This window comes from Lonsdalea quercina (assembly GCF_900107885.1).
Taxonomy (GTDB): domain Bacteria; phylum Pseudomonadota; class Gammaproteobacteria; order Enterobacterales; family Enterobacteriaceae; genus Lonsdalea; species Lonsdalea quercina.
Map to the genome: position 1 here is coordinate 406,051 of NZ_FNQS01000002.1, position 23,804 is coordinate 429,854.

Consider the following 23,804-nt stretch of genomic DNA (forward strand, 5'->3'; position numbering starts at 1 on the left):
TATCCGTCGACACCCCTCCTTCTGAAATGCATCCATCTTCAGAAAGAGACGAATTCGCGCAGGCAAACGATTAACAAGTTACTTACTGCTGCAGGAAGTAGGTTTAGGAGTCATTTAGATGGCAACGATTAAAGATGTGGCAAAACGTGCTGGCGTTTCAACCACAACCGTATCCCACGTCATTAATAAGACCAGATTCGTCGCCGAAGAAACCAAAGCCGCCGTTCACGCTGCCATTGACGAACTGCATTATTCTCCGAGCGCTGTCGCGCGCAGCCTGAAAGTCAATAACACCAAGTCTATCGGACTGCTGGCGACCTCCAGCGAGGCGCCCTATTTCGCCGAAATTATCGAATCCGTCGAAAACAGCTGCTATGCCAAAGGCTATACGCTGATTCTTTGCAACTCTCACAACGATCTGGACAAACAGCGGGCTTATCTCGCCATGCTGGCGCAAAAGCGTGTAGACGGACTGCTGGTCATGTGCGCGGAATACCCGCCTGAACTTCTGACGATGTTGGAAGGCTATCGCCATATTCCTATGGTCGTCATGGACTGGGGACAGGCACACAGCGACTTCACCGATACCGTCGTCGATAATGCTTTCGAAGGTGGATATCTTGCCGCGCAGTACCTCATTGAACGCGGCCACCGCGATATCGGGGTGATCCCAGGGTTGCAGGAGCGTAACACCGGTAGCGGACGTTATCTGGGCTTCAGAAAAGCGCTCGACGAAGCTGGCATTGATATCCGTGATGAGTGGATCGTACAAGGCGACTTCGAGCCGGAATCCGGCTACAAAGCCATGCATCAGATATTGGCGCAGAAAAGCCGCCCGACCGCCGTGTTCTGCGGCGGCGATATTATGGCAATGGGCGCCCTCTGCGCGGCTGATGAACTTGGGCTGCGCGTACCGCAGGATATCTCCATCATCGGCTACGATAATGTTCGTCATTCACGCTATTTCACCCCGGCGCTGACCACGATACATCAGCCGAAAGAACGGTTGGGGCAATCCGCGTTCGCCATGCTGTTGGACCGAATCACCAGTAAGCGTGAAACGTCCCAGGTAATCGAGGTACATCCTCGACTGATCGAGCGTCGATCCGTGGCTGACGGCCCTTTCCGCGATTATCGCCGTTAGTTATTACATCTATTTCGATTGAAATAATTACCCCCGCCTTTTCCCCTGCTTCAGCCATTTAAAGCTTGTACCGTGGTTGAAGCAGTCATAAACTTGTCACTGTCTTCTAAGACAATAACCTACGAATAAGACATACTGAGCAGTTTGCTATCCTGTCGATATAACGTGTTGCCTACTTTGGCTTTTGTGGCATGGATAGATGCCTTTCGTACCGGCTTTTCTCTTAATTTCCCCCAGTCCCTTTTTCGGGGGATAGACGATGGATCACGTCCACCGACACCTTCTGCAGGTAATTTTGTCTAAGCTGTTTCTTGCGATGATCGCTGACAGCAAGATAGGGAGAGGTTATGAGTTCATCTTATGTGGAGGAACTGGACATCCATAACACGTCCTGGTTCCAAATTGTGAAAGAAATGTTGTCTTCGGCGGACATCGCCATTAATGGCGCGCGTCCGTTCGATATACAGGTAAAAAATCCTGACCTCTATAAACGCGTGTTGCGAGAAGGCTCTCTTGGTTTGGGAGAGAGTTACATGGACGGTTGGTGGGAATGTGAAAGACTCGATATCTTCTTCCACCGCGTACTCCGGGCCGGACTTGATAACAAGCTGCCCAAACATGTTAGCGATATCGCCCGCGTTCTCATCGCCCGCCTCACCAACCTACAGTCCAAAAAACGAGCCTGGATTGTCGGAAAAGAGCATTACGATCTCGGCAATGACCTTTTCTCACTCATGCTTGACCCTTACATGCAGTATTCCTGCGGCTATTGGAAGGACGCCGAGACGCTGGAGCAGGCGCAGGAAAACAAGCTGCGCATGATCTGTGAAAAACTGCAATTGCAACGCGGCATGACTTTATTGGATATCGGCTGTGGCTGGGGGGGATTATCTGAATATGCAGCCAGGTACTATGGGGTTTCCGTCACCGGCGTGACAATTTCGCGGGAACAGCAGAGACTGGCGCAGGAGCGGTGTCGGGATCTGGACGTCACCATCCTGCTTGAAGATTATCGTGATTTAGACCGCCAGTTTGACCGCATCGTTTCCGTCGGCATGTTTGAACACGTCGGCCCCAAAAATTACGATACCTATTTCCGCGTCGTTCGCAAAAATCTGAAGCCTAAGGGATTGTTCCTACTACACACCATCGGCGCGAACAAAACCGATCTGTCCGTTGACCCGTGGATTGACCGCTATATTTTCCCTAACGGCTGTCTGCCGTCCGCGCAACATATCGCACACGCCAGCGAGCCTTACATGATAATGGAAGATTGGCACAATTTCGGCGCCGACTACGACCGCACGCTGATGGCCTGGCATGAGCGGTTCCAGCAGCATTGGCCGGCGTTGGCCAGCGCCTATTCCGCTCGTTTCCAGCGTATGTTCAGCTATTACCTGAACGCCTGCGCGGGGGCTTTCCGGGCCAGGAATATTCAGCTGTGGCAGGTATTATTCAGCACCCATGGCGTGGAAGGGGGAATTCGCGTGCCACGTTGACAGTACAGGCTGGCGGAGTCCATCGGTTTCGCCAGCCTGCAACCGCGGTCAGGCCTGAGCAGGCGTAGGAACCACGGACAGCGAAAGGTTCTGATTCGCCAGGACGCGTTCGACGGTGTCGACAATCGCCTGAGTCTGCGGATCGATTTCGATGTTGATGTGCTCGCCCAGTCGTTTTTTACCCAGCGTGGTACGCTGCAACGTCTCGGGGATCAGATGCACGCAGAAGCGGCTTTTCGTCACTTCCCCCACCGTCAAGCTGATCCCATCGATACCGACAAATCCTTTGTGCAAGATGTACTTCATCTGCGTTTCGTCTGCCGGGCGGAACCAGATCTGATGGTTGTTTTCCGAGGTCAGAATCTTCACGATCTCCGCCGTACACATGATATGGCCAGACATCACATGCCCCCCGACGTCATCACCGAATTTGGCGGCGCGCTCGACGTTAACCCAAGAGCCGACCTGCAAATCCGCCAGATTGGTTAAACGCAACGTCTCTTTCATAATATCGAAACTAACATGGTCGCCATCGATTTTCGTCACGGTTAAACAGCACCCGTTGTTGGCGATAGACGCACCTATCTGCAACCCCGGCAGCAGCGCTTGGGGCAGTTGCAGAACGTGAGTGCGGAAGTTGTTTTTTTCATTAATAGACACCACCGGCGCGGTGCCCTGAACAATACCAGTGAACATGGATTCTGCCTCTTTACAAATCAAACTCGTCTGTTGAATATCGCTGGCTTGAAATCGCCAACAAAAACGCTACCGTCAGTTTGCACGATATCGAGTGATGTGGGTAGTTAGCCTGAAAGATTTAACTGCTGAAATCACCGAGTGTAAATAGACAACTTATTGGTAATAGTGCGTTAACGCATTACAATGTGCCACTTTTTCCCAAAAAATAGGATGATGGCGTCATCTAGTGTGACGAACTGTCGATCTTCATAAAGGTGTTCGCGTGCAAAAGTATCTAACGGAAGCGCGTCAGCTGTTGGCGCTAGCGATCCCCGTCATCATTGCCCAGGTTTCACAAACGTCCATGGGTGTCGTTGATACCATCATGGCCGGCTCCTACAGCGCTACCGATATGGCGGCGGTGGCAGTCGGAACGTCGATTTGGTTGCCAGTCATCCTGTTCGGCCACGGCCTGCTAATGGCGTTGACGCCGGTCGTGGCCCAGCTCAATGGTTCAGGCCGGCGTGAACGCATTGCGCATCAGCGGCAGCAGGCTTTTCTGCTGGCCGCCATGATCTCGGTCGTCACCATGCTCGTGCTTTATCAAGGCGACAAGGTAATTCAGCTGATGCATAACGACTCGCCGGAGCTGGCGGACAAAGCCGTCGGCTATCTGCGCGCGCTGCTTTGGGGCGTTCCCGGCTATCTGTTTTTCCAGGTGCTGCGCGGCCAGTGCGAAGGGTTGTCCAAAACCCAACCTGGGATGATCGTCGGTTTCATCGGCCTGCTGGTCAACATTCCTATCAACTACGTGTTTATTCACGGAAAGCTGGGCATGCCCGAATTGGGTGGGGTTGGCTGTGGCGTCGCCACCGCCTCGGTGTACTGGATAATGCTGTTGTTGCTGGCGGGCTATCTGCACCGGGCGCGCTGGATACAAAGTATTAACAGCCACGCCACGCCTTTGCGGCCCGACTGGCCCGTCATCAAACGGCTATTCAGCCTCGGGTTGCCGCTCGCGCTGGCGATGCTGTTTGAAGTCAGCCTGTTTGCGGTGGTCGCCTTGCTGGTCCTGCCGCTCGGCGTTGTCGATGTAGCCGGTCACCAGATCGCGCTTAACTTCAGTTCACTGATGTTCGTACTGCCGATGTCGCTGGGCGTCGCCGCCACCATCCGAGTAGGACACCGACTTGGGGAAGGTTCGGTGGCCGATGCCCGCATTGCCGCACGCACCAGTCTTTTTTGCGGCGTCGCGCTGGCGTGCTGCACGGCGATTTTCACCGTAGTACTGCGTGAACCCATCGCTTTGCTTTACAACGACAATCCACTGGTCGTGGCGATGGCGTCGCATCTGATGCTGCTCGCCGCCATCTATCAGGTGTCCGATGCCATTCAGGTTATTGGCAGCGGCGTGTTGCGCGGCTATAAAGATACCCGCGCCATCTTCTTTATCACTTTCACGGCCTATTGGGTGCTCGGCCTGCCCTCCGGCTACCTGCTGGCGCTGACGGATAAATGGGTTGCGCCGATGGGCCCGGCGGGATTCTGGTGCGGGTTCATCATTGGCCTGACCGCCTCCGCCATCATGATGGGCTTGCGTATTCGCTGGGTGCAAAACCAGCCGGCGGCGGTCACGCTGGCGCGTTCGGAGCATTAACTTACTGAAATGATGAAAAAAACACCGAACTGGATATAAGCTCGTCAATCGAACCGGCAAGGCGGCAATTTGGTTTATTTGCCCCTTGCCAGCCGCCGTTCAGGTCGTTAATATCCGTCCCCGTTGTCGCACTGACAGCAGCACTTCAGGAATGCGTTCTTAGCTCAGTTGGTTAGAGCACCACCTTGACATGGTGGGGGTCGATGGTTCGAGTCCATTAGAACGCACCATTCCTATTCCGCTTTACCGATAGGTCTTCGTTTTTCCGACTTGTAGAACCCCTTTTGCGACTGAAGGCTTTCAGTCGACAACCTGATGATTCTCAACAGATTCTGGATGACAGTCCTGCGGACGCCACCGCATCTCCCTCAAGCACAACCCAAACTAACTCATTAATTTTATTGCCATTTTTACCTCCTGTTTTCAACATTTCCCCGATCGCCTATCAGGCCATTTTTTCTCGCGGACCCGCACGGAAAGCCGCGGTCTATGTTTCAGCTGTAGCCGTGTTTAGACTCAGCTCATAAGAGACAGAGATTCGTTGTGTTTCAGGAGCCACCATGACCACTTATTCAAATCCAGACGCATTTGTTGACGTAAAACCTTATCCGTTCTGGCTGGATACCATTACCGCCGCAACGCCCGCCCCTTCGCTGCAAGACAGTATTACCTGCGATCTCGCCATCGTCGGCGGCGGCTATACCGGTCTGTGGACGGCGCTGCTGGCCCGCCGCCGGTGGCCCGAAAAAAGGATCGTCATTATTGAAGCCAGGCGCTGCGGCTCCGAGGCAAGCAGCCGCAACGGCGGCTTCTGCTCTCCCAGCATCTCCCATGGGGTCTCCATCGCGCTGAATCGCTGGCCTAAAGAAGCTAAAAATATTATCGAATTAGGCAAGACCAATCTGGCAGATCTGGAAGCGGACCTCCATGAATTTGGCATGGAGATTGAGTTCGAGCGCACCGGTCAATTGAACCTGGCGAGCCAGCCCTGGCAAATTGAAGGGCTGCGTTCCATGCAGCAGGATTATCAACGCTTCGGACTGGAATGCGAATGGCTGGAGGGCGACAGCCTGACCGAGAAGCTGAACTCGCCACGCTACAGCGCCGGGCTGTTCGAATCGAACTACGCCATGGTCAACCCCGCCAAAATGGTGAGCGAATTGCGTCGGGTCTGTCTGTCGCAGGGCATTGAGCTTTACGAAAACAGCGAAGTGAAAGCGCTGACGCAGCACGGTGAAGGCGTCCGTTTGCGTACGGCATCGGGGGAAGTCCTTGCCAAACAGGTGGTCCTCGCCACCAACATTGCTGTGCCGCTGTTGCGCCATCTGGCCTCGACGGTCATCCCCGTGTATGACTACGTGCTGGTCACGAATCCGCTCAGCGAACAGCAACTCGCTGCGATCGGCTGGACAGGGCGTTACGGCATCTCCGATAGCGGCAATAAGTTTCACTATTTCCGCAAAACGGCAGACAACCGCATTCTTTGGGGCGGATATGATGCGATTTATCATTACGGCAGTCGTCGAGACGAATCGCTGACCCAACGGCCCGAGACCTTCAACCGTCTTGCCGAACAGTTCCGCGAAGTCTTCCCGCCCATTCAGGACATCGGCTTCAGTCATGCCTGGGGCGGCATTATTGACACCTCGGCGCGCACGACGATGTTTACCGGCTGTGAGGCCGACGGCAAGATCGCCTACGCGTTGGGTTATACCGGACTCGGCGTCTCCGCCTGTCGTTTTGCCGCGCTGAATATGCTGGACCAGCTCGCTGGCGAAAAAACACCGCGCACGGAGTTACGTATGCTGTCCCGCGCGCCGATCCACTTTCCCCCTGAACCGCTGCGTTTTGCCGGCGTACAGGCCGCGATCCGCTCTTTGGCCCGGGAAGACCGTGACGGGCATCGCAATATGCTGCTGAAAACCTTTGATGCGCTGGGTATCGGCTTCGATTCCTGACGGCTTATGGCTTAGCTCAAAAAACGGCGGCGTTTTTAACTAATATCGGTTAGGTTCTCTGTGAAAGAATCTGCAATGGGATTGATTATGGATGATGACTTACGCGCCCCTGAACGATTAACTACCACTCCCTATTCACCCGAAACGGCGAATCACCACACGCAACAAGTCATGATGCGTTATTACGAAGCCTGGTGGCAGCGCGACCTGGATGGGCTTCTCGCCTTATACTCTCCGACGGTAGAGTACAACGACTTTTTTCAGGGATGCCGCATCGCTCCCGACGCGCTGCGCGATTACCTAAGCGCCTGTCTTTCAACGACGGCGGAAGACACGCTCCACTATACCGATCGCCTGCGCGTCGATGGCGATACGGCAACCCTGCAATATCAAACCCCGCTTAGCGGCAGTGACAGCCAGGCGATGATCTGCTGTTGCGAGGTAGTCACCGTCTGCGACGGCATGATTACCCGCGTTAATGAATACGCATCCCTGCTCTCTCAGCCGCAGGAAAAAGGCTCCCCGAGCGAACTGGACCACCGCGCCGCTTCCCAGCGACTGGGGCTGTCCGCCCGCCAGTTAAGTATCATGGCCGACGACATTCAGCATTATTTCACCCAACAGCACCCTCATCTGAATGCGGATCTGAATCTGGTTCAGGTCGCGACCGCCACGGGCTACACCCGCAATCAGATTTCGTTTTTCCTCAATCACGTCATGGGCTGTAGTTTTTACCAATATCTCAATCGGCTCCGGCTTCGCCATGTGTTGACGCAATGGAATGACGGCAAGTATTCGTCCAAACGCATTGACGATGATGCCAAAGCGGCTGGCTTTCACTCCCTCTCGACCTTTTACCGCTGCTTCAGAGAGGAGACCGGACTTTCGCCTAAATCTTACTTGCAGCAGAAAATCGCCAAAAAAGCGGATTGACCCAGTCACCGCGACAAACCTTCAAACGCGTGCCGGAATCATCCCCTTAAAACGCGCGCGGCCAACCGGCAAGACCGCGCTCTTTCGGCAGCCGGTCGCGTTGACCGCTTAACAGCATTTCATCGTCACCCGGGAGAAGAACATCATGCATGATCAGCTTTATATTGATGGCCAATGGCAGGCGGCAACCCAAAATGGGCGTCTGGCGGTAGTCAATCCCTCGACCGAAGCGCAAATCAGCACGGTCGCCGCGGCCGGACCGGACGATATCGAAAAGGCGGTAACGGCCGCCAGACGCGCCTTTGATGAAGGTCCTTGGCCGCGCATGAGCGGCCAAGCGCGCGCAGAGTATCTCCTCGCCATAGCGGAGATCCTGCGTCAACGTCAGAATGCGCTGGCCGAGCTTGAAGTCAAAGACAACGGCAAACCGTTACCGGAAGCGCGATGGGATGTTGAGGATGCGATCGGCTGCTTTGAATACTATGCCTCGCTGGCCGAGACGCTGGATGCTGAGGAACAAACGATCCCCCTGCCGGATGCGCGTTTTCGCTGCCGCGCGATCCGCGAACCGACCGGCGTCGCCGGTTTGATCATTCCCTGGAATTACCCGCTGCTGATGGCAGCCTGGAAAGTGGCTCCGGCGCTGGCCGCAGGTTGTACCGCCGTGCTCAAACCGTCAGAGCTGACGCCGCTGGGGGCGCTGGAACTTGCCGCCGTCGCCGATGAGGCGGGGTTGCCTGCCGGCGTCCTCAACGTAGTCACCGGTCTGGGCGGCGAAGCGGGCGCGCCCCTGGCTCATCATCCGGGCGTAGACAAGCTGGCCTTTACCGGCAGCGTGCCGACCGGACGCGCGATCATGCAGGCGGCCGCGCAGGACATCAAAAATGTCAGTCTGGAATTGGGCGGGAAATCGGCGTTTATCGTCTTTGACGATGCCGATATTGAGGCCGCCGTCGAGTGGATTTTGTTTGGCATCTTCTGGAATCAAGGACAGGTCTGTTCCGCGACCTCGCGCCTGTTGGTGCAAGATGGCCTCTATAAACGCCTGATCGAACGATTGATTGAGGCCACCCGCAACATACGTATCGGCGACGGTCTACAGGAAGGCGTACAGCTCGGCCCGCTGGTGAGCGCCGAACAATACCAGAAGGTGCTGCGGGCGATAGAACGCGGCAAACGCGAAGGCGCCCGTCTGGTCTGCGGCGGTAAACGCCCCGTCCATTTGACGCAGGGCTGGTTCATCGAACCCACAATCTTTCTTGACACGCCGACGGACAGCGCGCTGTGGACGGAGGAAATATTTGGCCCTGTGCTGGCCGTTCGTCGTTTCCGGCACGAAGAGGAGGCGGTGAAAGAGGCAAACAACAGCCGTTTTGGACTCGCCGCAGCGCTGATGTCGGCCGATGAGGAGCGCTGCCAGCGCGTCAGTCGGGCGTTGCGCGCCGGCATTGTTTGGGTGAACTGCTCGCAGCCAACATTCACGCAAGCGCCCTGGGGCGGTTACAAGCAAAGCGGCATCGGCCGCGAACTGGGCCGTTGGGGGTTCGACAACTATCTGGAAACGAAGCAGATCACGGAATACGTCAGTGAAGAGGCGTGGGGGTGGTATCTCAAGGGTCAGCCGTGATGGCTCACTCCCCCGTTCGCCCGAGGTCAAGGCGTCATGTCATGACGGCGGCATCAACCCACGTCGTTCGGCCTCTGATATTTGTTTTTCCTATTTTTCATTACCGGCAATTTACTTTATAAACATCAATTAAAACAATTAGTTAAATGTGTTTTTTACTAGGGCACCCTGTTTGCCTTAGGGCGTCTGATTGTCCACGCCCTGCAAATTATCTTCGTACAACATTAAAACTTCTCGTTACAGGTCTTTAATGGTTCATTCACTCCCGATAGGAGGAAGCAACGGATGTTCACCCCCAACAGTATGAAAAGGTTTTCTAACGCGGTGGCGGTCCTGCTGATGGCTGTTTCCGCCATCGCATCCGCACAAGAGAAGATACTGCACATCTACAACTGGTCTGATTATATTGCCCCGGATACGCTGGAAAATTTCCAGAAAGAGAGCGGCATCAAGGTCATTTACGACGTTTTCGACTCCAACGAAGTGCTGGAGGGTAAACTGATGGCCGGCAGCACCGGGTTTGATCTGGTGGTGCCGTCAGACAGTTTCATGGCGCGTCTTCGCACCGCCGGCGTTTTTCGCCCGCTGGACTGGAGCAAATTGCCGAATGCCAAAAATCTTGACCCCGACCTGATGAAACTGGTCGCACAGCACGATCCGGGCAATCGATATGCGGTCCCCTACCTGTGGAACACCACGGGCATCGGTTATAAAGTCGATAAAGTCAAAGCGCTGCTGGGCGCAGACGCGCCGGTCGACAGCTGGGATTTGGTGTTCAAACCGGAAAATCTGGAAAAACTGAAAAGCTGCGGCGTTTCATTCCTGGACGCGCCGGAAGACGTTTTCGCCGCGGTACTTAACTATCAGGGCAAAAATCCTAACAGCGAAAACGTGAAGGACTACAGCCAAACGGCGGCTGACCTCTTGCTGCAACTGCGTCCCTTTATCCGCTATTTCCACTCTTCGCAGTACATTAACGATCTGGCTAACGGCGATATCTGCGTCGCTATCGGCTGGTCGGGAGATGTGTTGCAGGCGGCGCAACGGGCCGAGGAAGCAAAGAACGGTGTCAATATTCGCTACAGCATTCCGAAGGAAGGCGCTCAGGTGACCTTCGATACCTTCGCCATCCCGACCGATGCCAAGCATCTGGACGAAGCCTATCAATTCCTCAACTACCTCATGCGCCCGGACGTTATCGCCAAAATCAGCGATCACGTGTTTTATGCCAGCGCCAATAAAGCGTCGTTGCCGCTGCTGAGCGAAGAGGTCCGTAACAATCCGGGCATCTATCCGTCGGATGCCGTCCGCGCCAGACTCTTTATTACCATGGACAAGTCACCCAAACTCGACCGCGCTCGTACCCGCGCCTGGACGCGCGTGAAAAGCGGCGGAAAATAACGTCTCCAGGGTCCGCCATCGGCGTTGCGCCTTGCAATGCGAGGAGAAAAAGCGGCTATCGGAGCAGGATAACCGCTTGCCTGTCACCCAAAATAACGCAGAGCGCTAAAACGGTCGCCAGCCTTGACGGCTCAGCTAACCCCTGGCGCGCTGGTGGGTGATGCGCCAAAGAATAAGCCCCGTTTCCCGAGGGGAAACGGGGCTTGCGTTGAGATGCGGCACAGCCGCCCGAGCGAATCGCTTTAACGCCCTTACTGCGCGAGGAACCCCCCGTCTATCGGCAGCACGGCGCCGGTGATGAACGACGCCTCATCGGACGCCAGGAATAAAATCCCCCAGGCGATCTCTTCCGGTTTCCCCATGCGTCCCAGAGGATGCATCGCCACCACCTTCTCAATACCGTCTTTGGTCAGACCGGCCACGGCCGGGGTATCGATCGTCCCCGGCGCCACAGCGTTAACGCGAACCCCTTTCCCCGCCAGCTCAATCGCCAGATGTTTAGTCAAACCCGACGCCACAAATTTCGCGGGGCCATAAACGGCCTGCCCCGGCTGCCCCCCGGCGGCGGAAATAGACGAGAGGAAGACAATGGCGCCCTTGCCTGCTTTTACCATCTCACTGGCGGCGTATTTTGCCGACAGGAACATGCCGCGCGCATCAACGGCAAACGTCTCGTCCCACAGTTCCGCGGTCGCCTCTTCCAGCGTGGCTTCCGGGATAATACCGGCATTGGCCACCAGAATATCGATACGCCCGAACTCTGCGAGAGTGGCGTCGATTGTGCGGCGAATATCATCTTCATGTCGGACATCACAGGCCTGCGCGGTGACCTTATTGCCGTGCTCGCTCAGGCGGACGGCCAAGTCCTTGACCCCCGCCGCATCCACGTCGGCGAGCATCAACTGTGCGCCCTGCGCGGCAAAGAGTTCCGCCGTCGCGCGTCCGATACCTTTCGCCGCCCCCGTAATGATGGCGACTTTGCCCGCCAGACGCCGATCGTGGTGAGTATTTACGCTCATGATATCTCCTGTAATTTGCGTGTTTCAGTCACAGAGTGGATGCATTCTGCAGGCACGTTGCCATCAATCGCGTCGGTGCCGTCGGTGTGGGACGGTAAACATCCAGTAAAGGCCAATGACGAGGCCTTGCCCTCGCATCAGTTAAGCGAGGTTGAAGCCCCATTGCCGGCATGCTCAGCCTCTTCGGCGGCGTGGCTCGCTGCAGAATGCGTTCCGTTCTTATTACAGTCTAGGTAGCGGAATGCGATCTTGCACCGCGTCTACGCTCCTCATCCTGATGTCGTAAGACGCGATACTACCGGTAGACATCGGCCCATCGCCTATTCGGTTTGGGAAAAGGTGAGACGGAGTCAAAACGTATTGATCATCGCCGCCTCGATGAATGAATCAAGCCACCAACTGACGGCGACCTTACCGAAATGAAAGTAAATAGTGTCCTAATTCACACAATCTATAATCCATGATGTCCTTACGTTTTTTTGACCTCTACTTCTTGAATATAATGGACATCCAGATTTTTCATTTCTTTCGAATAACTCACGTCAGTTTCTAAAAAAAGAAGAACCATTAAGAATCAAATAAGCGCCAGGTCTTACATCCCTTCACACAAATAATGACGGTACCGGCCTCATCGTTTCATCATAAAACGGTCCTGATTCACAAACGACGGCCGAATAACTTATTCGTTTTTGAGGTTATCCATGTTGACCGAAAAATACGGAATCGACATAACGACAAATACCCTGATATATTAGCCAACACTCGCAGAAAATTGGCCAATACCGCGCCTCCTTACATAATAAAGAAAAACAATCCGGACATATGGCGGTTATCCAGAATTCTCGTCAAAGTACAAAGTCCGTACGATTTGATATATTAAACACGCGCCCCATAGCAGCATGGCGTCCAGTCATTTCCGACTGTGAGACAATAGTTACCTAGCGGATCATCCTATTGCCCAGGGTTCACAGCGGACCGGCAAGCTCGCCGTCGATATGCCGTCGTATTTCCTCCCTACGGAGTCAAATAACGGCGTAAGCATATAGTGTTAAAGCCACTTCCTTCTGATCGGGTACAGCACTTGCCCATCGATTCGGAGTAGTGTATAGAATAGAAAGCTCACGTATTTCTAACCAAAATAAAATATCAGGATATCCCCCAATGCCGCACCGAGCTGTAGCCAACGAGAGAAACACCGGACGAAGAATTAAATATTTCCTTATTCTCTGTTACGAATTTTAATATAATCAAACATCACTCATAACTATTAACACGCTCATTAAATTCATCAATAATATGCATGCCAAAAATTTTTTCACGCGATGACGCTGCACCACTATTGCATTTGCTCTGGAAACTGGGAAGTACTGTTCTGGTCGGAACAACATGCTTTTCATTTATCAATTAGGAAGATGAGTTTTATTTAATGGAATCCACAGAGGTGGGATATGATATTTTCAAAAAAAGTTGAGCATTTTATCGTGATATCGGAATTAGGCTCATTTAAAGCCGCCGCAGAACGCATCCATGTGACACCTCCCGCACTGAGCAAAAGTATTAGCGATCTCGAAGACTCTCTTGGATACCGGCTGTTTAATCGTTCAAATTCAGGCATAAATCTGACGAAAGAAGGTGATTTATTTTATCGACAACTACTGCCTGTCAGAGAGCGTCTGGAAAACATCACCAAACTGGTCACCAAAAATACCCGGTTCTTTCGTGAGCTGAAAATCAGCACGGACACCTACAACGATAGTTTCTATAAAATCATCTTTTCGGACTCGATAAAAAAAGGCATCAACCTCTTATGCATGCAGCATTCCTACGCCGAATTCAAAAACAAACTGTTATCGGAAGAGATCGACTTCTTTATTTCCTCCAGCCCTAAGTATGTCGACAGCTTTGAGCGTATCGCCTGCATCGCGTTCATGAATGACAGCTGTATGCTTATCAGCTCGCAAAATGTAATTGATAAATATCAAGATATCATGGATTTAGTCGTCGAGGAGGATTTAGTCGTCCACTCCTCGATGCTGCCTCATCCCATATTAGAAAAAACCATCCAGCACCGTCGGATGGCCAATACCCGCGCCAGAGTGCACGTTTTCCCTGACTTTTCTCACGTCATTGAATATCTCGCTGTCGATAAAGGTTATTCATTCTCCTGCTCTTCTTTCATGAACTTCGAAATATCCCGGCATATTCCTTTGGCTACACGCCCCCTCTCTCTCAATCAGCCTGCCGAGATGTCGTATATTTATTATCTCAAGCGCAAGGAGGATGAGCTGCACCACTTCATTCAATTGATCAGAGAGTGCCATAACGCACCGTGAGTTTTCTACGCCCCTCAGTAACTCCTGCCGCTTCTGAGGGATATTCAGGGGGTGACATAAGACGCCCGGCAGTGACGGTCGGCGGGCAGCGATGGGAACGATCATCGCGCAGTTCTCGGCCGCGAACATTCATCTCGCCGACATGGCAAATAGCGCGATAGGGGGAAATGCCGGGATGCCACATGGTGCCCTAGCCCTATAGCGTTAACGAGGTGATCGCCGTTGACATTATTGAAACGCGCACGTGTGTCTTTTCATAGATTTTGCTACTGTTTTATCGCATTTCTACTGCGCCAGGTCTCGATGCGCGCCCAGAGTGATTACCTCCGCCGATTCGGCATTGACAGGAGTTTCCATGAATCGGAGCTGTACCCTATTGTTTTTGGCGGCGCTGTCCGCCAATGTCTGCCCCCTAGCCCTAGCGGCTGAGATCAAGCCCGCCCTTGTTGCCGTTCAGTCAGAAACCGACGCCCAGCTCGCACAGGCGCATCCCAGCGAACTTTACCAGTATGCCCAGCGGCTGTATGAGGCCGGTGAACGGGATAAAGCCGTCACCTGGTTTTACATTGGCCAACTGCGCTTTCGCTATTATTTGTTGGCTAACCCCAACCTTCCGCCTGACGGGGAACCCGCGCTAATGGCCTCTCTCAACGCCACGCTCGGCCAGACCATTAACGAATGGGCTGGCGGCTCGCCCAAAAACTGGTCTGCCTCAATCCAGCAGGCGCTGGCGTGGGATGCCTCCCACCCTAATCCCGTGACGCCGAAAGCCCAGCATGCCGCTGAATTGCAAAAGGTACGCTCGGGCCTGGAGCAACTCGGTGACTATATTCGCCATAACGAAGCTGAAATTCGCGCCAAGCGCCAAGAAGCCGGGCTGGAAAATCGCTAATTGCACAGCAAAACGTAGCGGATGACACGACGCCCAAGGCCATTGGGCGTTATCTTGCGAGCCGACCTTCCGCGCTTTGGGCCTTGATACAGGACAAGGTCGGCGAAGCCGTCCCCCATTAAACGTCGTTTTCAGACCTATCGACCCATATAGTTTCCCCATCCCCCAGCGAACAGGCGCTCTGATAGACCTGAATTAATCCGGTACCTACTCTCATTTTTCAGCTAAGCCGCCACTCTCTATCGGTTTCTCGCGAACAGTTTCACGCGACCTAAGCGCCCGTTACGCCAATGATGCTTGTCTCCAGGGGTATGCAGCCCAGTCAATTGGCAGATATCCTCAAAAACAGATGAATGAGCCTCGTCCGTTGTTAAACGTTGAAGGTGAAGACTGCTACTTTAGGAATAGAATATCGAAATTCAACATAATTGGCGTTGCGGCAGGAACACGGCAAGAAAGCCGATAGAATGTTCGAATCCGGATCATAAGTTCTGGTGTACAAAAAACTCAGCGTACCGGCGAAGTGAAATATGATGCGACTTCTTTTATACGTTCAACCCTCTTAAAAGATGAAGAAATCATTATTTTTAATGATAACACTCACTCCAACCAAGTGTTAACCGGCCTCAACAAAAGATAGTAAATATTATTTTTACTCACTTTTAACGTGACTAAAAATCATCTTTTGATTACACCTAAAAAAGGCCAACAAATAAATAGATAAACTAACTTTAATAATAACTATTTTTCAGCATAACGTTTTCAATAAGTGGTATGAATTGGGTGATTCTTTTAATCCTCTTAACACATTCAAAGCACAATACGATCTATATGACTGATTAAAAACAAAAAAATACTGTAAAACCAACAAATAAACTGTCGGTGATTACTCTTTCATTTATTTGTGATTACTACGTACTGGATCACATAATTCCTCCAACCCTAAGTTTCTAACCGGGGAGATCTGCAATACTCCATTGCATGAAAAGTTTATAAGTGAAAGACTGAGAAGAATCTTAGATTAATGACTCTCTTCGTGATAAAGACTCATCATAGAGAAATAGAACAATCTATTTTTCCATATAAACCTGAACCAATGCCATGCGGACTGATAACACGCTATTTTCTAATTTCATGGAGGAATATACGATGCGTCACCAGAAAAGTGTTATTATCATTGATAATTTCGATAGTTTTACATTCAATATCGCGCAAATGATTGGCGAGGTGAATGGCCGGGAGGCTCTTGTATTACCAAATACCCTCGCCTGGCGTGAAATTAATAAAATTCCTCATGAGCGTATTATCCTCTCCCCCGGACCCGGCACGCCGCATCAGCGACGAGATGTCGGCAGCTCGATGGACATCCTGACTTATGCCGATGTACCGGTGCTCGGCGTCTGTCTGGGCCACCAGTGTATGACGTTGCATCACGGTGGTCGCGTCATCGCGGCCCCAGAGCCGATGCATGGCCGCATCCGCCGCGTTCGTCATTACGGCTCCCCATTGTTCCGCGGAATACCCGAGACCTTCGAAGTCACCCGATACCATTCGCTGGTGGCCGACAGCGCCTTGCCCGATGAGCTGGAACTTATCGCAGAGACGGAGGACGGCATCGTCATGGCGCTACGGCACCGTACCCAGCCGCATTGGGGCGTTCAATTCCACCCAGAGTCAATCTGCTCAGAGTATGGCCAAGAAATCTTCAACAACTTCCTCTCCGACGACATCGCCCCGTTGCAGATAAAAACAGGACAACACAAGGACGGTTTACATGTTTAAAGCCCATGACGGCGACCCCACGATCGCCTCCCCTGAATGTTACATGCTGCTGTGCGAGCCGCTGCCGCTGACCGTCGACGCCGAAGACGTTTTCGTGAACGTTTACGGCCACAGCGACTACGCGTTCTGGCTGGACAGCAGCCTGATTGCTCCCCATCTGTCGCGCTGGTCTTTTATGGGGGACGCCTCAGGCCACGATGCCAACATCACGCTTTTCGATGCCCCACGGCAGACCGTGCAAGTTCTCCGGCCCGTCGATAACAGCGAAGAGACGCTGACGCTGTCGATTTTCGATTATCTGGAACGTCGCCAAGCCTCACTCGCTCTGGACGCGCGGCAAACGCTGCCCGACATCCCCTTTCTCGGCGGCCACGTCGGCTATTTCGGCTATGAATTAAAAACCCTGACCTGCAACGTCTCATCGCCCCCTTCGCCTTATCCTAACGCCGCGTTTCTATTCTGCACCCGCTTTTTGGCATTTGATCATGTCGAAAAACGGCTGTATGTCGTGGCCGTTTATCGCCCGCAGGAAGAGGAAGCGGCGCGTGGCTGGGCCGAGGCGATGAAACAAACAGTGAGCCTTCTGCCGTCCGCCCCTCCCGTCGCGGGGGGAGCCGCTTCTCCACCGGTGAACTTTGCGTTGCGCCAGGACCGGGATACCTATCTGGCAAACATCGAAGCGTGTTTGGCACAAATCACCGCCGGGGAAACGTATGAAGTCTGTCTGACCAATGACATTTCCGCGCAGGTCCACGTCGACCCGCTTGACCTGTACCGCCGACTGCGTCGCCGCAACCCGGCGCCGTATGCCGCATATTTACGCTTCGGCGAACTGGCGGTGGCCTGCTCATCTCCCGAGCGTTTTCTGCGCATCGAGCGCGACGGCATCGTAGAAACTAAGCCTATCAAGGGAACGTCGCCGCGAGACGACGATCCCGCCCGTGATGCCGCCATTGCCGAAGCGCTACGTCTGGACGAGAAGAGCCGGGCCGAAAATCTCATGATTGTCGATCTGATGCGCAACGATCTTGGCCGCGTTTGCGAGCCTGGCAGCGTCAACGTCCCCAGCCTGATGCATATCGAAAGCTACCGCACCGTTCATCAGTTAGTCAGCGTCATTCAAGGCCGCCTTGGCGCCAATGAAACCGCGCTCAGCTGTATCGCGTCCTGTTTCCCCGGCGGCTCCATGACCGGCGCGCCGAAGATTCGTACGCTGGAAATCATCGACGCGTTGGAAGACGCTCCGCGCGGCATATACTCCGGCGCCATCGGCTACCTTTCACTGTCGGGCATCGTAGATCTCAACATCGTCATCCGGACCATCGTCTGTACGCCTGACCACGTTTCGGTCGGCTGCGGGGGAGCTATCGTCGCCCTGTCCGACCCTATCGCGGAGTTCAACGAAATCCTGTTGAAAGCGCGGGCGCCGCTTGCCGCTATCGCCGAGTCCGTCACCGGTCAGGTCGATGCGCCTTTCACGATTGCAGGTGAATTCAGCGATGCGGTCAGGCCTCCCGCTGAAGAACCGCTGCTGCGTTTAGCCAAACCGGAAGACGCGCAGGCGATGACGGACGCGGTCTATCAGCTACTGCGGGAGCTAGGCGGACCTGGGCCGCAGTTTTCTCACGACGGCGCCCGCCAGGCCGCCATCCGCATCACCGCCTCTCCCGATCTGGGCTTTGCCTATCTAATCGAAGACCCCGTCAGCCAGGCGATTATCGGGTTGGCGACCGTCTCCCGGGTGCACGCGCTGCGCGCCAGCAGCGAATACGGCATTTTGCAGGAACTATGGGTCGCCCAGGATTACCGCGCGGCAGGTCTGGGGCAACGATTGTTGGACGAGGTGGATCGCGAAGCGCAGTCGCGGGGATGGCCGATGATAGAAGCCACGTTGCCGATGGACGGCTATCCAGCGCTGGAGAAACTGACTCGATTTTATCAGGCCGCTGGCTACGCCAGCGCCGGTATACGCTATAGGAGACGCCAAGGATGACACCAAAAATCATGCAAATTTATCAGGTCACGGAAACAGCGCCGATGCCCATCGCGCTACTGGCTACCGGGGACGGCCGATTCCTCCCCTCCAAAGAAGTGTCCGAGCGAACCGCCCTCATTGGCCAAGGACTCCTTCGTCAGCCAGGAGTATCCTGCGCTTCGCCGTCTCAGGAGGAGGAGAATGCGGCAAATATGACGCTGACAGCATTACTGCCGCGACTCCACCATCCCCATTACCTCGATGGACTTCGTCACGTCGAACCGCCCCGGGATCCGGCTCATGCACGGGAGCTGGCGCAACGCTACGCCGCGCCCGACATCGTGCAGAATACGCTGCTGGACCCCGACTGCTATCCTCGGGCGGAAGCCTCAGCCGTGGTCAGCCTGCTTGCTGCGCGGGGTCTGACGCAACATCAGGCCCAGTATACCTATGCGCTGTGCCGCCCACCGGGTCACCATGCCGGGAAGGACTTTCTGGGCGGCTACTGTTATCTCAACAACGCGGCTGTCGCCGCACGCACACTGGCCGACGAAGGACTGGGTCCGGTGAGCGTTATTGATATCGATCATCACGTCGGCAACGGGACGAGCGACGTCCTGTCGGATCATGCGGATATTCGTTTTTACAGTCTGCACGCGTTAAGTGAAAAGACCTTTCCCTATCGTCACGCCATTGTTCCGTCCCATCCTGCGCATCGCTATATCGGATTTGAGACCCCACCCGATGCCTCCGCGTATCTGGCCGCGCTGGACGACGCACTGACAGACGCCATCTCGGCTGGCTCGCACTCGCTGGTCGTCAGCGTCGGCTTTGATATCATTGAGGGCGATCCTCATGGGATCTGGGGACTCTCGCCCGAGATCTTCCTCGCGATAGGCGAGCGTTTCGCCGCCGCCAACGTACCGATTTGCTTCGTACAGGAAGGCGGCTATCGCATGAGCGCCCTGTCCGACTGCGCCTTCGCGCTGGCTGATGGCCTCAGCGGCTCTAGCGCTCAGAATGACATCGCTCAGCCACAGAGTCCGCTTGGGGGGCTGGAGCCTTTCCGGGTCAAGATCAACGCGCTGGACGATGCCATTATCCATCTGATCGCCCAGCGTATTGATATCTGCACACAGGTCGCCGCATATAAACGTACGCACGACATCCCGATGATGCAGCCGGGCCGGGTCGATATAGTGAAGAAACGGTGCGCGGAACGCGCGGCGAGTCATGGGCTTGACCCTGCCTTTGCGATTGCGCTGTACGAACGCATTATCGACGAGGCATGCCGGTTGGAAGACGATATCATTAACAACGATCGCGCTGCGCAGGCGCGCTGAGAAGGAGATCTGACGCATGATACGGATTTACACGCTGGGTCCCACCGGCACCTGCCATGAAAACGCCCTGCGGCACTACCTGCGCTTTCAGAACGTAGCGGAGGCGGAGATCATTCTGGTCGACGATCTCGTGGCCGCAGGCCAACAAGCCGTCGATGACGGCGATGCCTACCTGCTACAGTGCAGCGCCCATCATCAGGTGCACATCGTCACTGAGCGCTACCGCGAACGACTTCCTGTCGTGGATACCTTTATTTTCCCCACCCAGTCCCTGGCGTTGCTCAAACGTCGCGACGTCGAACATCCGCGCCATTTGGCATTGCCGGAACCTACGCTGGGCTATATCCATCCCGAAGACTGGGATGAGATTATCCTTGAAACGTCCAAACCGGTCGTGGCGGCGAAACTGCTGACGGGCGAGTACGATGCGGGACTGGCCTACACCTTCGTCGCCACCGAGAACCCCGATCGCATCGAACTTCTGGAAACCTTCGGCGAAGTCGTCACGACATGGCTGCTATATGGTCCGCGGGCGCGCTATCGAGGGGAGATCATCGCCATGCCTTATCCCGAGCTGAACGCGCCGCAGCATGTTTCCTGATCCTCATGCGCGCGCCGGCGACTCGCAACGCGCTCGGCTGATGCCGCTGGCGTTGACCTTCGGCGCGTTCGCCATCGGTCTGGATACCTTCGTCGCCATCGGCGCTCTGCACGACATCGCCGACGATCTGGCGATCTCTCCCGCGACCGCGGGCCGGCTGGTATCCGTTTCCGCTTTCTGCTACGCCGCATTCGCGCCGCTGAGCGCCTGGGGATTTCGCCTGTGGGCGCCTCAACGGGTGCTGCTGCTGTCTCTGGCCTGCTTCATCGCAGGCAATGGGATAAGCGCCCTGAGTCCGACCTTCAGCGTCTTGATGGTCGGACGCATGGTGTCCGCCTTGGGCGCGGCGATGTTCACGCCGACGGCGACCGCGATGGCCGCTCAGCGCATGCCTCCGGGTCGAAAAGGCGTCGCGCTGTCGCTGATTTTCGGCGGCATGACAATGTCGCAGGCGCTGGGCGTGCCGCTGACTGCCTGGATGTCACATGTCATGAACTGGCGCTGGGCGTTTTATAGCGTTGTGTTCTTCGGCACGCTGGCGTTGGCCTTGCTGTTGATACTGTTGGCCCCCACCGACGCCCGACCGGTCGACGCGCAGCGATTCGCGTCGGGAGCGCGCCGTTTTCCCGCCGCCGTCTGGGGGCTGTTCTGCGTCACGTTGTTGGTCGTAACGTCGGAATTTACCGTGTATGCCTACATCAGCGTCCTGCTGGCCAATACGCATCTCGGCGATATGCCGGTGCTGCCTTGGGTGATGATGGCCTATGGCTTCGGCTCAGTGCTTGGCAATATCGCCACGGGGCTAATGACCGATCGCTGGGGGCCGGGAGGAGTGCTCAATAGCGTCATCGCACTGCAAACGGTTGGGTTGGTCGCGCTGGTTCTACTGCGGGACTCGGCTGTCGCCGCGCTCGCCCTCGGCGCGGGCTGGGGCATCGTCAGCTATATGTATCTGGTTCCAATTCAACACCGGCTGCTGGGACTGGCGGGCGCCGCGTCCCAGCAGGTGCTGGCGATCAACAGCGCGGTCATCTATATCGGCATCGGCGCCGGTAGCGCGCTGGGCGGCCTCCTCATTGCGCGAGGCGGGGTTTCAATGCTGGCGCTGATTGCAGGCATCATCGGGATCCTGGCGCTGATCCCGGCGGGGATCGTAATGCGCAAAACACGCTGACGACGGAACTCTCGCCGGAGAGCGGCAGCGATGATGCTTCACGAGGTGGGAGTCTTAAGAAATAACATGTCCCTGCCCGCGCTAGCGGCTCAGTGTTAGTTGAGACAAAGAGTCCGCTAAAAATCAGCCTATTTCTCCCTGGCCTCTGTCAGGAGTTCTCCCGTTTTACCCCCCACTCTCACCACTGTTTGACCGCCCGCCACCGAGACGCATTTGTATATTTGGACGCTGACCTCTCGGGATGGGCAAATCCGACCTAAGATTAGGCTATCTCTCTCTTTTGCCCTTTGGTTTGTGTGGATATTGACCACCGGGCCGCAGGCGAAAGGGAGGAAACGGAGATGTTCATTCAGTAAGAGGCGAGACATGTTTGGATTAGATGCATTTCATCTTGCAAGGATACAATTCGCGTTCACCGTATCTTTTCATATTATTTTCCCCGCCATCACTATCGGCTTGGCCAGCTTTTTGGCTGTGCTGGAAGCGCTATGGCTCAAAACTCGCAACGAGGACTATCGCGATCTTTATCATTTCTGGTCGAAGGTCTTCGCCGTCAATTTTGGTATGGGCGTCGTCTCTGGGCTGGTCATGGCCTATCAATTCGGCACCAACTGGAGCGGTTTTTCCGAGTATGCGGGCAGTATTACCGGCCCGCTGCTGACCTATGAGGTGCTGACCGCCTTTTTCCTGGAGGCCGGTTTCCTCGGCGTGATGCTGTTCGGCTGGAACCGCGTCGGACCAGGGCTGCATTTTTTCGCCACCTGCATGGTGGCGCTGGGAACGCTGGTGTCCACATTCTGGATACTGGCGTCGAACAGTTGGATGCATACGCCGCAGGGATATCAGATCGTTAATACCGTCATCGTGCCGGTCGACTGGTTTGCCGTCATCTTTAATCCATCCTTCCCCTACCGACTGTTGCACATGACCACGGCGGCCTTTCTCTCCACCGCTTTTTTCGTCGGTGCCTCGGCCGCATGGCATTTATTGCGCGGCAACGATACCCCGGCCATTCGCACCATGCTGTCGATGGCGCTGTGGATGGCGCTGATCGTCGCGCCTGTTCAGGCGATGCTGGGCGACATGCACGGTCTCAACACGCTGGAATATCAACCCGCCAAGATCGCCGCCATCGAAGGCCACTGGGAAAACCGGGCGGGAGAAGCCACGCCGCTGATCCTCTTCGGCCTGCCTGACATGAACGAAGAACGCACGAAATATACGCTGGAAATCCCTTATCTGGGCAGCCTGATCTTGACGCACAGTCTGAACAAACAAGTGCCGGCGTTGAAAAGTTTTCCTAAATCCGACCGCCCTAATTCCGCAGTGGTGTTCTGGTCGTTTCGAATCATGGTGGCGCTGGGCCTGCTGATGATTCTGACGGGTCTGATCAGCCTGTGGCTGCGCGTTAAACATCGCCTGTATCAGTCGCGTCCTTTTCTTTGGTTGACGTTGCTGATGGGTCCTTCCGGACTAATCGCCATTATTGCCGGTTGGTTCACCACGGAGATCGGCCGTCAGCCCTGGGTCGTCTACGGCCTTCAACGCACCTCGGCGGCGGTTTCCGCGCACGGCGATCTACACATGAGCCTCAGCCTGCTCGCCTTTATCGCGGTCTATTGCTCGGTCTTCGGCATCGGCTACATCTACATGATGCATTTGATCAAAAAAGGACCTCAGCCGGGTGAAGGCACCCATACGCCGGAAGGCGGACCGGGCAAACCGCAAACGCCGTCAAGACCATTGTCGGCCACACGTGAACCGTTAACGTCCGAAGAGGGGAAATAA

17 protein-coding genes and 1 tRNA gene are annotated in these 23,804 nt (G+C 54.9%); 16 read left to right on the forward strand and 2 right to left on the reverse strand.

The genetic code is table 11. The features are described 5' to 3' along the window. The first annotated feature begins 118 nt into the window (after window positions 1–118). Window positions 119–1,144, forward strand: coding sequence for an HTH-type transcriptional repressor PurR (purR, locus tag BLU64_RS04715; RefSeq protein ID WP_026742646.1), 1,026 nt, complete (start codon window positions 119–121; stop codon window positions 1,142–1,144). Window positions 1,145–1,491: 347 nt separating this feature from the next. After that, window positions 1,492–2,643 (forward strand): cyclopropane fatty acyl phospholipid synthase, encoded by a 1,152-nt coding sequence (cfa, locus tag BLU64_RS04720; RefSeq protein WP_026742647.1) that lies wholly within the window; start codon window positions 1,492–1,494, stop codon window positions 2,641–2,643. 48 nt (window positions 2,644–2,691) lie between these two features. On the opposite strand, the gene BLU64_RS04725 is transcribed toward cfa, so the two are convergent. Next, window positions 2,692–3,339 carry a riboflavin synthase gene (locus tag BLU64_RS04725; RefSeq protein WP_026742648.1) on the reverse strand — a complete coding sequence of 216 codons (648 nt, stop codon included), beginning with the start codon at window positions 3,337–3,339 and terminating at the stop codon, window positions 2,692–2,694. A gap of 265 nt (window positions 3,340–3,604) precedes the next feature. Between BLU64_RS04725 and BLU64_RS04730 the strand changes: the two genes are divergently transcribed. The 6 genes from BLU64_RS04730 to potF all read left to right on the forward strand — a co-directional run bounded on the left by BLU64_RS04730 (window position 3,605) and on the right by potF (window position 10,897). Continuing rightward, window positions 3,605–4,978: an MATE family efflux transporter gene (locus BLU64_RS04730; protein WP_026742649.1), complete on the forward strand. Its 1,374-nt coding sequence runs from the start codon at window positions 3,605–3,607 to the stop codon at window positions 4,976–4,978. Window positions 4,979–5,131: 153 nt separating this feature from the next. Next, window positions 5,132–5,208 (forward strand) — tRNA-Val (locus BLU64_RS04735). Between the two features lie 330 nt (window positions 5,209–5,538). Beyond that, window positions 5,539–6,936 carry an NAD(P)/FAD-dependent oxidoreductase gene (locus BLU64_RS04740; RefSeq protein WP_026742650.1) on the forward strand — a complete coding sequence of 466 codons (1,398 nt, stop codon included), beginning with the start codon at window positions 5,539–5,541 and terminating at the stop codon, window positions 6,934–6,936. Window positions 6,937–7,011: 75 nt separating this feature from the next. Continuing rightward, window positions 7,012–7,869, forward strand: coding sequence for a helix-turn-helix domain-containing protein (locus BLU64_RS04745; protein WP_026742651.1), 858 nt, complete (start codon window positions 7,012–7,014; stop codon window positions 7,867–7,869). A gap of 145 nt (window positions 7,870–8,014) precedes the next feature. After that, window positions 8,015–9,496, forward strand: coding sequence for an aldehyde dehydrogenase family protein (locus tag BLU64_RS04750; RefSeq protein WP_074728007.1), 1,482 nt, complete (start codon window positions 8,015–8,017; stop codon window positions 9,494–9,496). A 285-nt stretch (window positions 9,497–9,781) separates the two neighbouring features. Beyond that, window positions 9,782–10,897, forward strand: coding sequence for a spermidine/putrescine ABC transporter substrate-binding protein PotF (gene potF, locus BLU64_RS04755; protein WP_051625495.1), 1,116 nt, complete (start codon window positions 9,782–9,784; stop codon window positions 10,895–10,897). A 251-nt stretch (window positions 10,898–11,148) separates the two neighbouring features. Here potF and BLU64_RS04760 read toward each other — a convergent pair whose 3' ends face one another. Continuing rightward, window positions 11,149–11,916 carry an SDR family NAD(P)-dependent oxidoreductase gene (locus tag BLU64_RS04760; protein ID WP_026742654.1) on the reverse strand — a complete coding sequence of 256 codons (768 nt, stop codon included), beginning with the start codon at window positions 11,914–11,916 and terminating at the stop codon, window positions 11,149–11,151. Window positions 11,917–13,364: 1,448 nt separating this feature from the next. On the opposite strand from BLU64_RS04760, the gene BLU64_RS04765 reads away from it, so the two are divergent. The 8 genes from BLU64_RS04765 to BLU64_RS04800 all read left to right on the forward strand — a co-directional run bounded on the left by BLU64_RS04765 (window position 13,365) and on the right by BLU64_RS04800 (window position 23,804). After that, window positions 13,365–14,249, forward strand: coding sequence for a LysR family transcriptional regulator (locus BLU64_RS04765; protein ID WP_074728009.1), 885 nt, complete (start codon window positions 13,365–13,367; stop codon window positions 14,247–14,249). Window positions 14,250–14,604: 355 nt separating this feature from the next. Further along, window positions 14,605–15,141: a hypothetical protein gene (locus BLU64_RS04770; protein WP_026742656.1), complete on the forward strand. Its 537-nt coding sequence runs from the start codon at window positions 14,605–14,607 to the stop codon at window positions 15,139–15,141. A 1,149-nt stretch (window positions 15,142–16,290) separates the two neighbouring features. Next, entirely contained in the window at window positions 16,291–16,923 is a 633-nt protein-coding gene (locus BLU64_RS04775) for an anthranilate synthase component II (protein ID WP_051625496.1), read from the forward strand. After that, window positions 16,916–18,916 carry an aminodeoxychorismate synthase component I gene (gene pabB, locus BLU64_RS04780; protein ID WP_026742657.1) on the forward strand — a complete coding sequence of 667 codons (2,001 nt, stop codon included), beginning with the start codon at window positions 16,916–16,918 and terminating at the stop codon, window positions 18,914–18,916. Before BLU64_RS04775 ends, pabB begins: the two co-directional genes overlap by 8 nt. Continuing rightward, complete coding sequence (locus BLU64_RS17485) at window positions 18,913–20,241, forward strand: chorismate mutase family protein (protein WP_074728011.1); 1,329 nt, start codon at window positions 18,913–18,915, stop codon at window positions 20,239–20,241. Before pabB ends, BLU64_RS17485 begins: the two co-directional genes overlap by 4 nt. A 16-nt stretch (window positions 20,242–20,257) precedes the next feature. Then, window positions 20,258–20,842, forward strand: coding sequence for a hypothetical protein (locus BLU64_RS04790; protein WP_026742658.1), 585 nt, complete (start codon window positions 20,258–20,260; stop codon window positions 20,840–20,842). Beyond that, complete coding sequence (locus BLU64_RS04795; RefSeq protein ID WP_074728012.1) at window positions 20,832–22,016, forward strand: MFS transporter; 1,185 nt, start codon at window positions 20,832–20,834, stop codon at window positions 22,014–22,016. Before BLU64_RS04790 ends, BLU64_RS04795 begins: the two co-directional genes overlap by 11 nt. A 366-nt stretch (window positions 22,017–22,382) precedes the next feature. Continuing rightward, on the forward strand, window positions 22,383–23,804 hold the full coding sequence (locus tag BLU64_RS04800; RefSeq protein ID WP_074728014.1) for a cytochrome ubiquinol oxidase subunit I: 1,422 nt from the start codon (window positions 22,383–22,385) through the stop codon (window positions 23,802–23,804).

Excerpts from the sequence above, each read along its gene's own strand:
- purR (WP_026742646.1), top strand. The coding sequence starts at position 119 with ATGGCAACGATTAAAGATGTGGCAAAACGTGCTGGCGTTTCAACCACA.
- cfa (WP_026742647.1), top strand. The coding sequence starts at position 1,492 with ATGAGTTCATCTTATGTGGAGGAACTGGACATCCATAACACGTCCTGG.
- BLU64_RS04725 (WP_026742648.1), bottom strand. The coding sequence starts at position 3,339 with ATGTTCACTGGTATTGTTCAGGGCACCGCGCCGGTGGTGTCTATTAAT.
- BLU64_RS04740 (WP_026742650.1), top strand. The coding sequence starts at position 5,539 with ATGACCACTTATTCAAATCCAGACGCATTTGTTGACGTAAAACCTTAT.
- BLU64_RS04745 (WP_026742651.1), top strand. The coding sequence starts at position 7,012 with ATGGGATTGATTATGGATGATGACTTACGCGCCCCTGAACGATTAACT.
- BLU64_RS04750 (WP_074728007.1), top strand. The coding sequence starts at position 8,015 with ATGCATGATCAGCTTTATATTGATGGCCAATGGCAGGCGGCAACCCAA.
- potF (WP_051625495.1), top strand. The coding sequence starts at position 9,782 with ATGTTCACCCCCAACAGTATGAAAAGGTTTTCTAACGCGGTGGCGGTC.
- BLU64_RS04760 (WP_026742654.1), bottom strand. The coding sequence starts at position 11,916 with ATGAGCGTAAATACTCACCACGATCGGCGTCTGGCGGGCAAAGTCGCC.
- BLU64_RS04765 (WP_074728009.1), top strand. The coding sequence starts at position 13,365 with ATGATATTTTCAAAAAAAGTTGAGCATTTTATCGTGATATCGGAATTA.
- BLU64_RS04770 (WP_026742656.1), top strand. The coding sequence starts at position 14,605 with ATGAATCGGAGCTGTACCCTATTGTTTTTGGCGGCGCTGTCCGCCAAT.
- BLU64_RS04775 (WP_051625496.1), top strand. The coding sequence starts at position 16,291 with ATGCGTCACCAGAAAAGTGTTATTATCATTGATAATTTCGATAGTTTT.
- pabB (WP_026742657.1), top strand. The coding sequence starts at position 16,916 with ATGTTTAAAGCCCATGACGGCGACCCCACGATCGCCTCCCCTGAATGT.
- BLU64_RS17485 (WP_074728011.1), top strand. The coding sequence starts at position 18,913 with ATGACACCAAAAATCATGCAAATTTATCAGGTCACGGAAACAGCGCCG.
- BLU64_RS04790 (WP_026742658.1), top strand. The coding sequence starts at position 20,258 with ATGATACGGATTTACACGCTGGGTCCCACCGGCACCTGCCATGAAAAC.
- BLU64_RS04795 (WP_074728012.1), top strand. The coding sequence starts at position 20,832 with ATGTTTCCTGATCCTCATGCGCGCGCCGGCGACTCGCAACGCGCTCGG.
- BLU64_RS04800 (WP_074728014.1), top strand. The coding sequence starts at position 22,383 with ATGTTTGGATTAGATGCATTTCATCTTGCAAGGATACAATTCGCGTTC.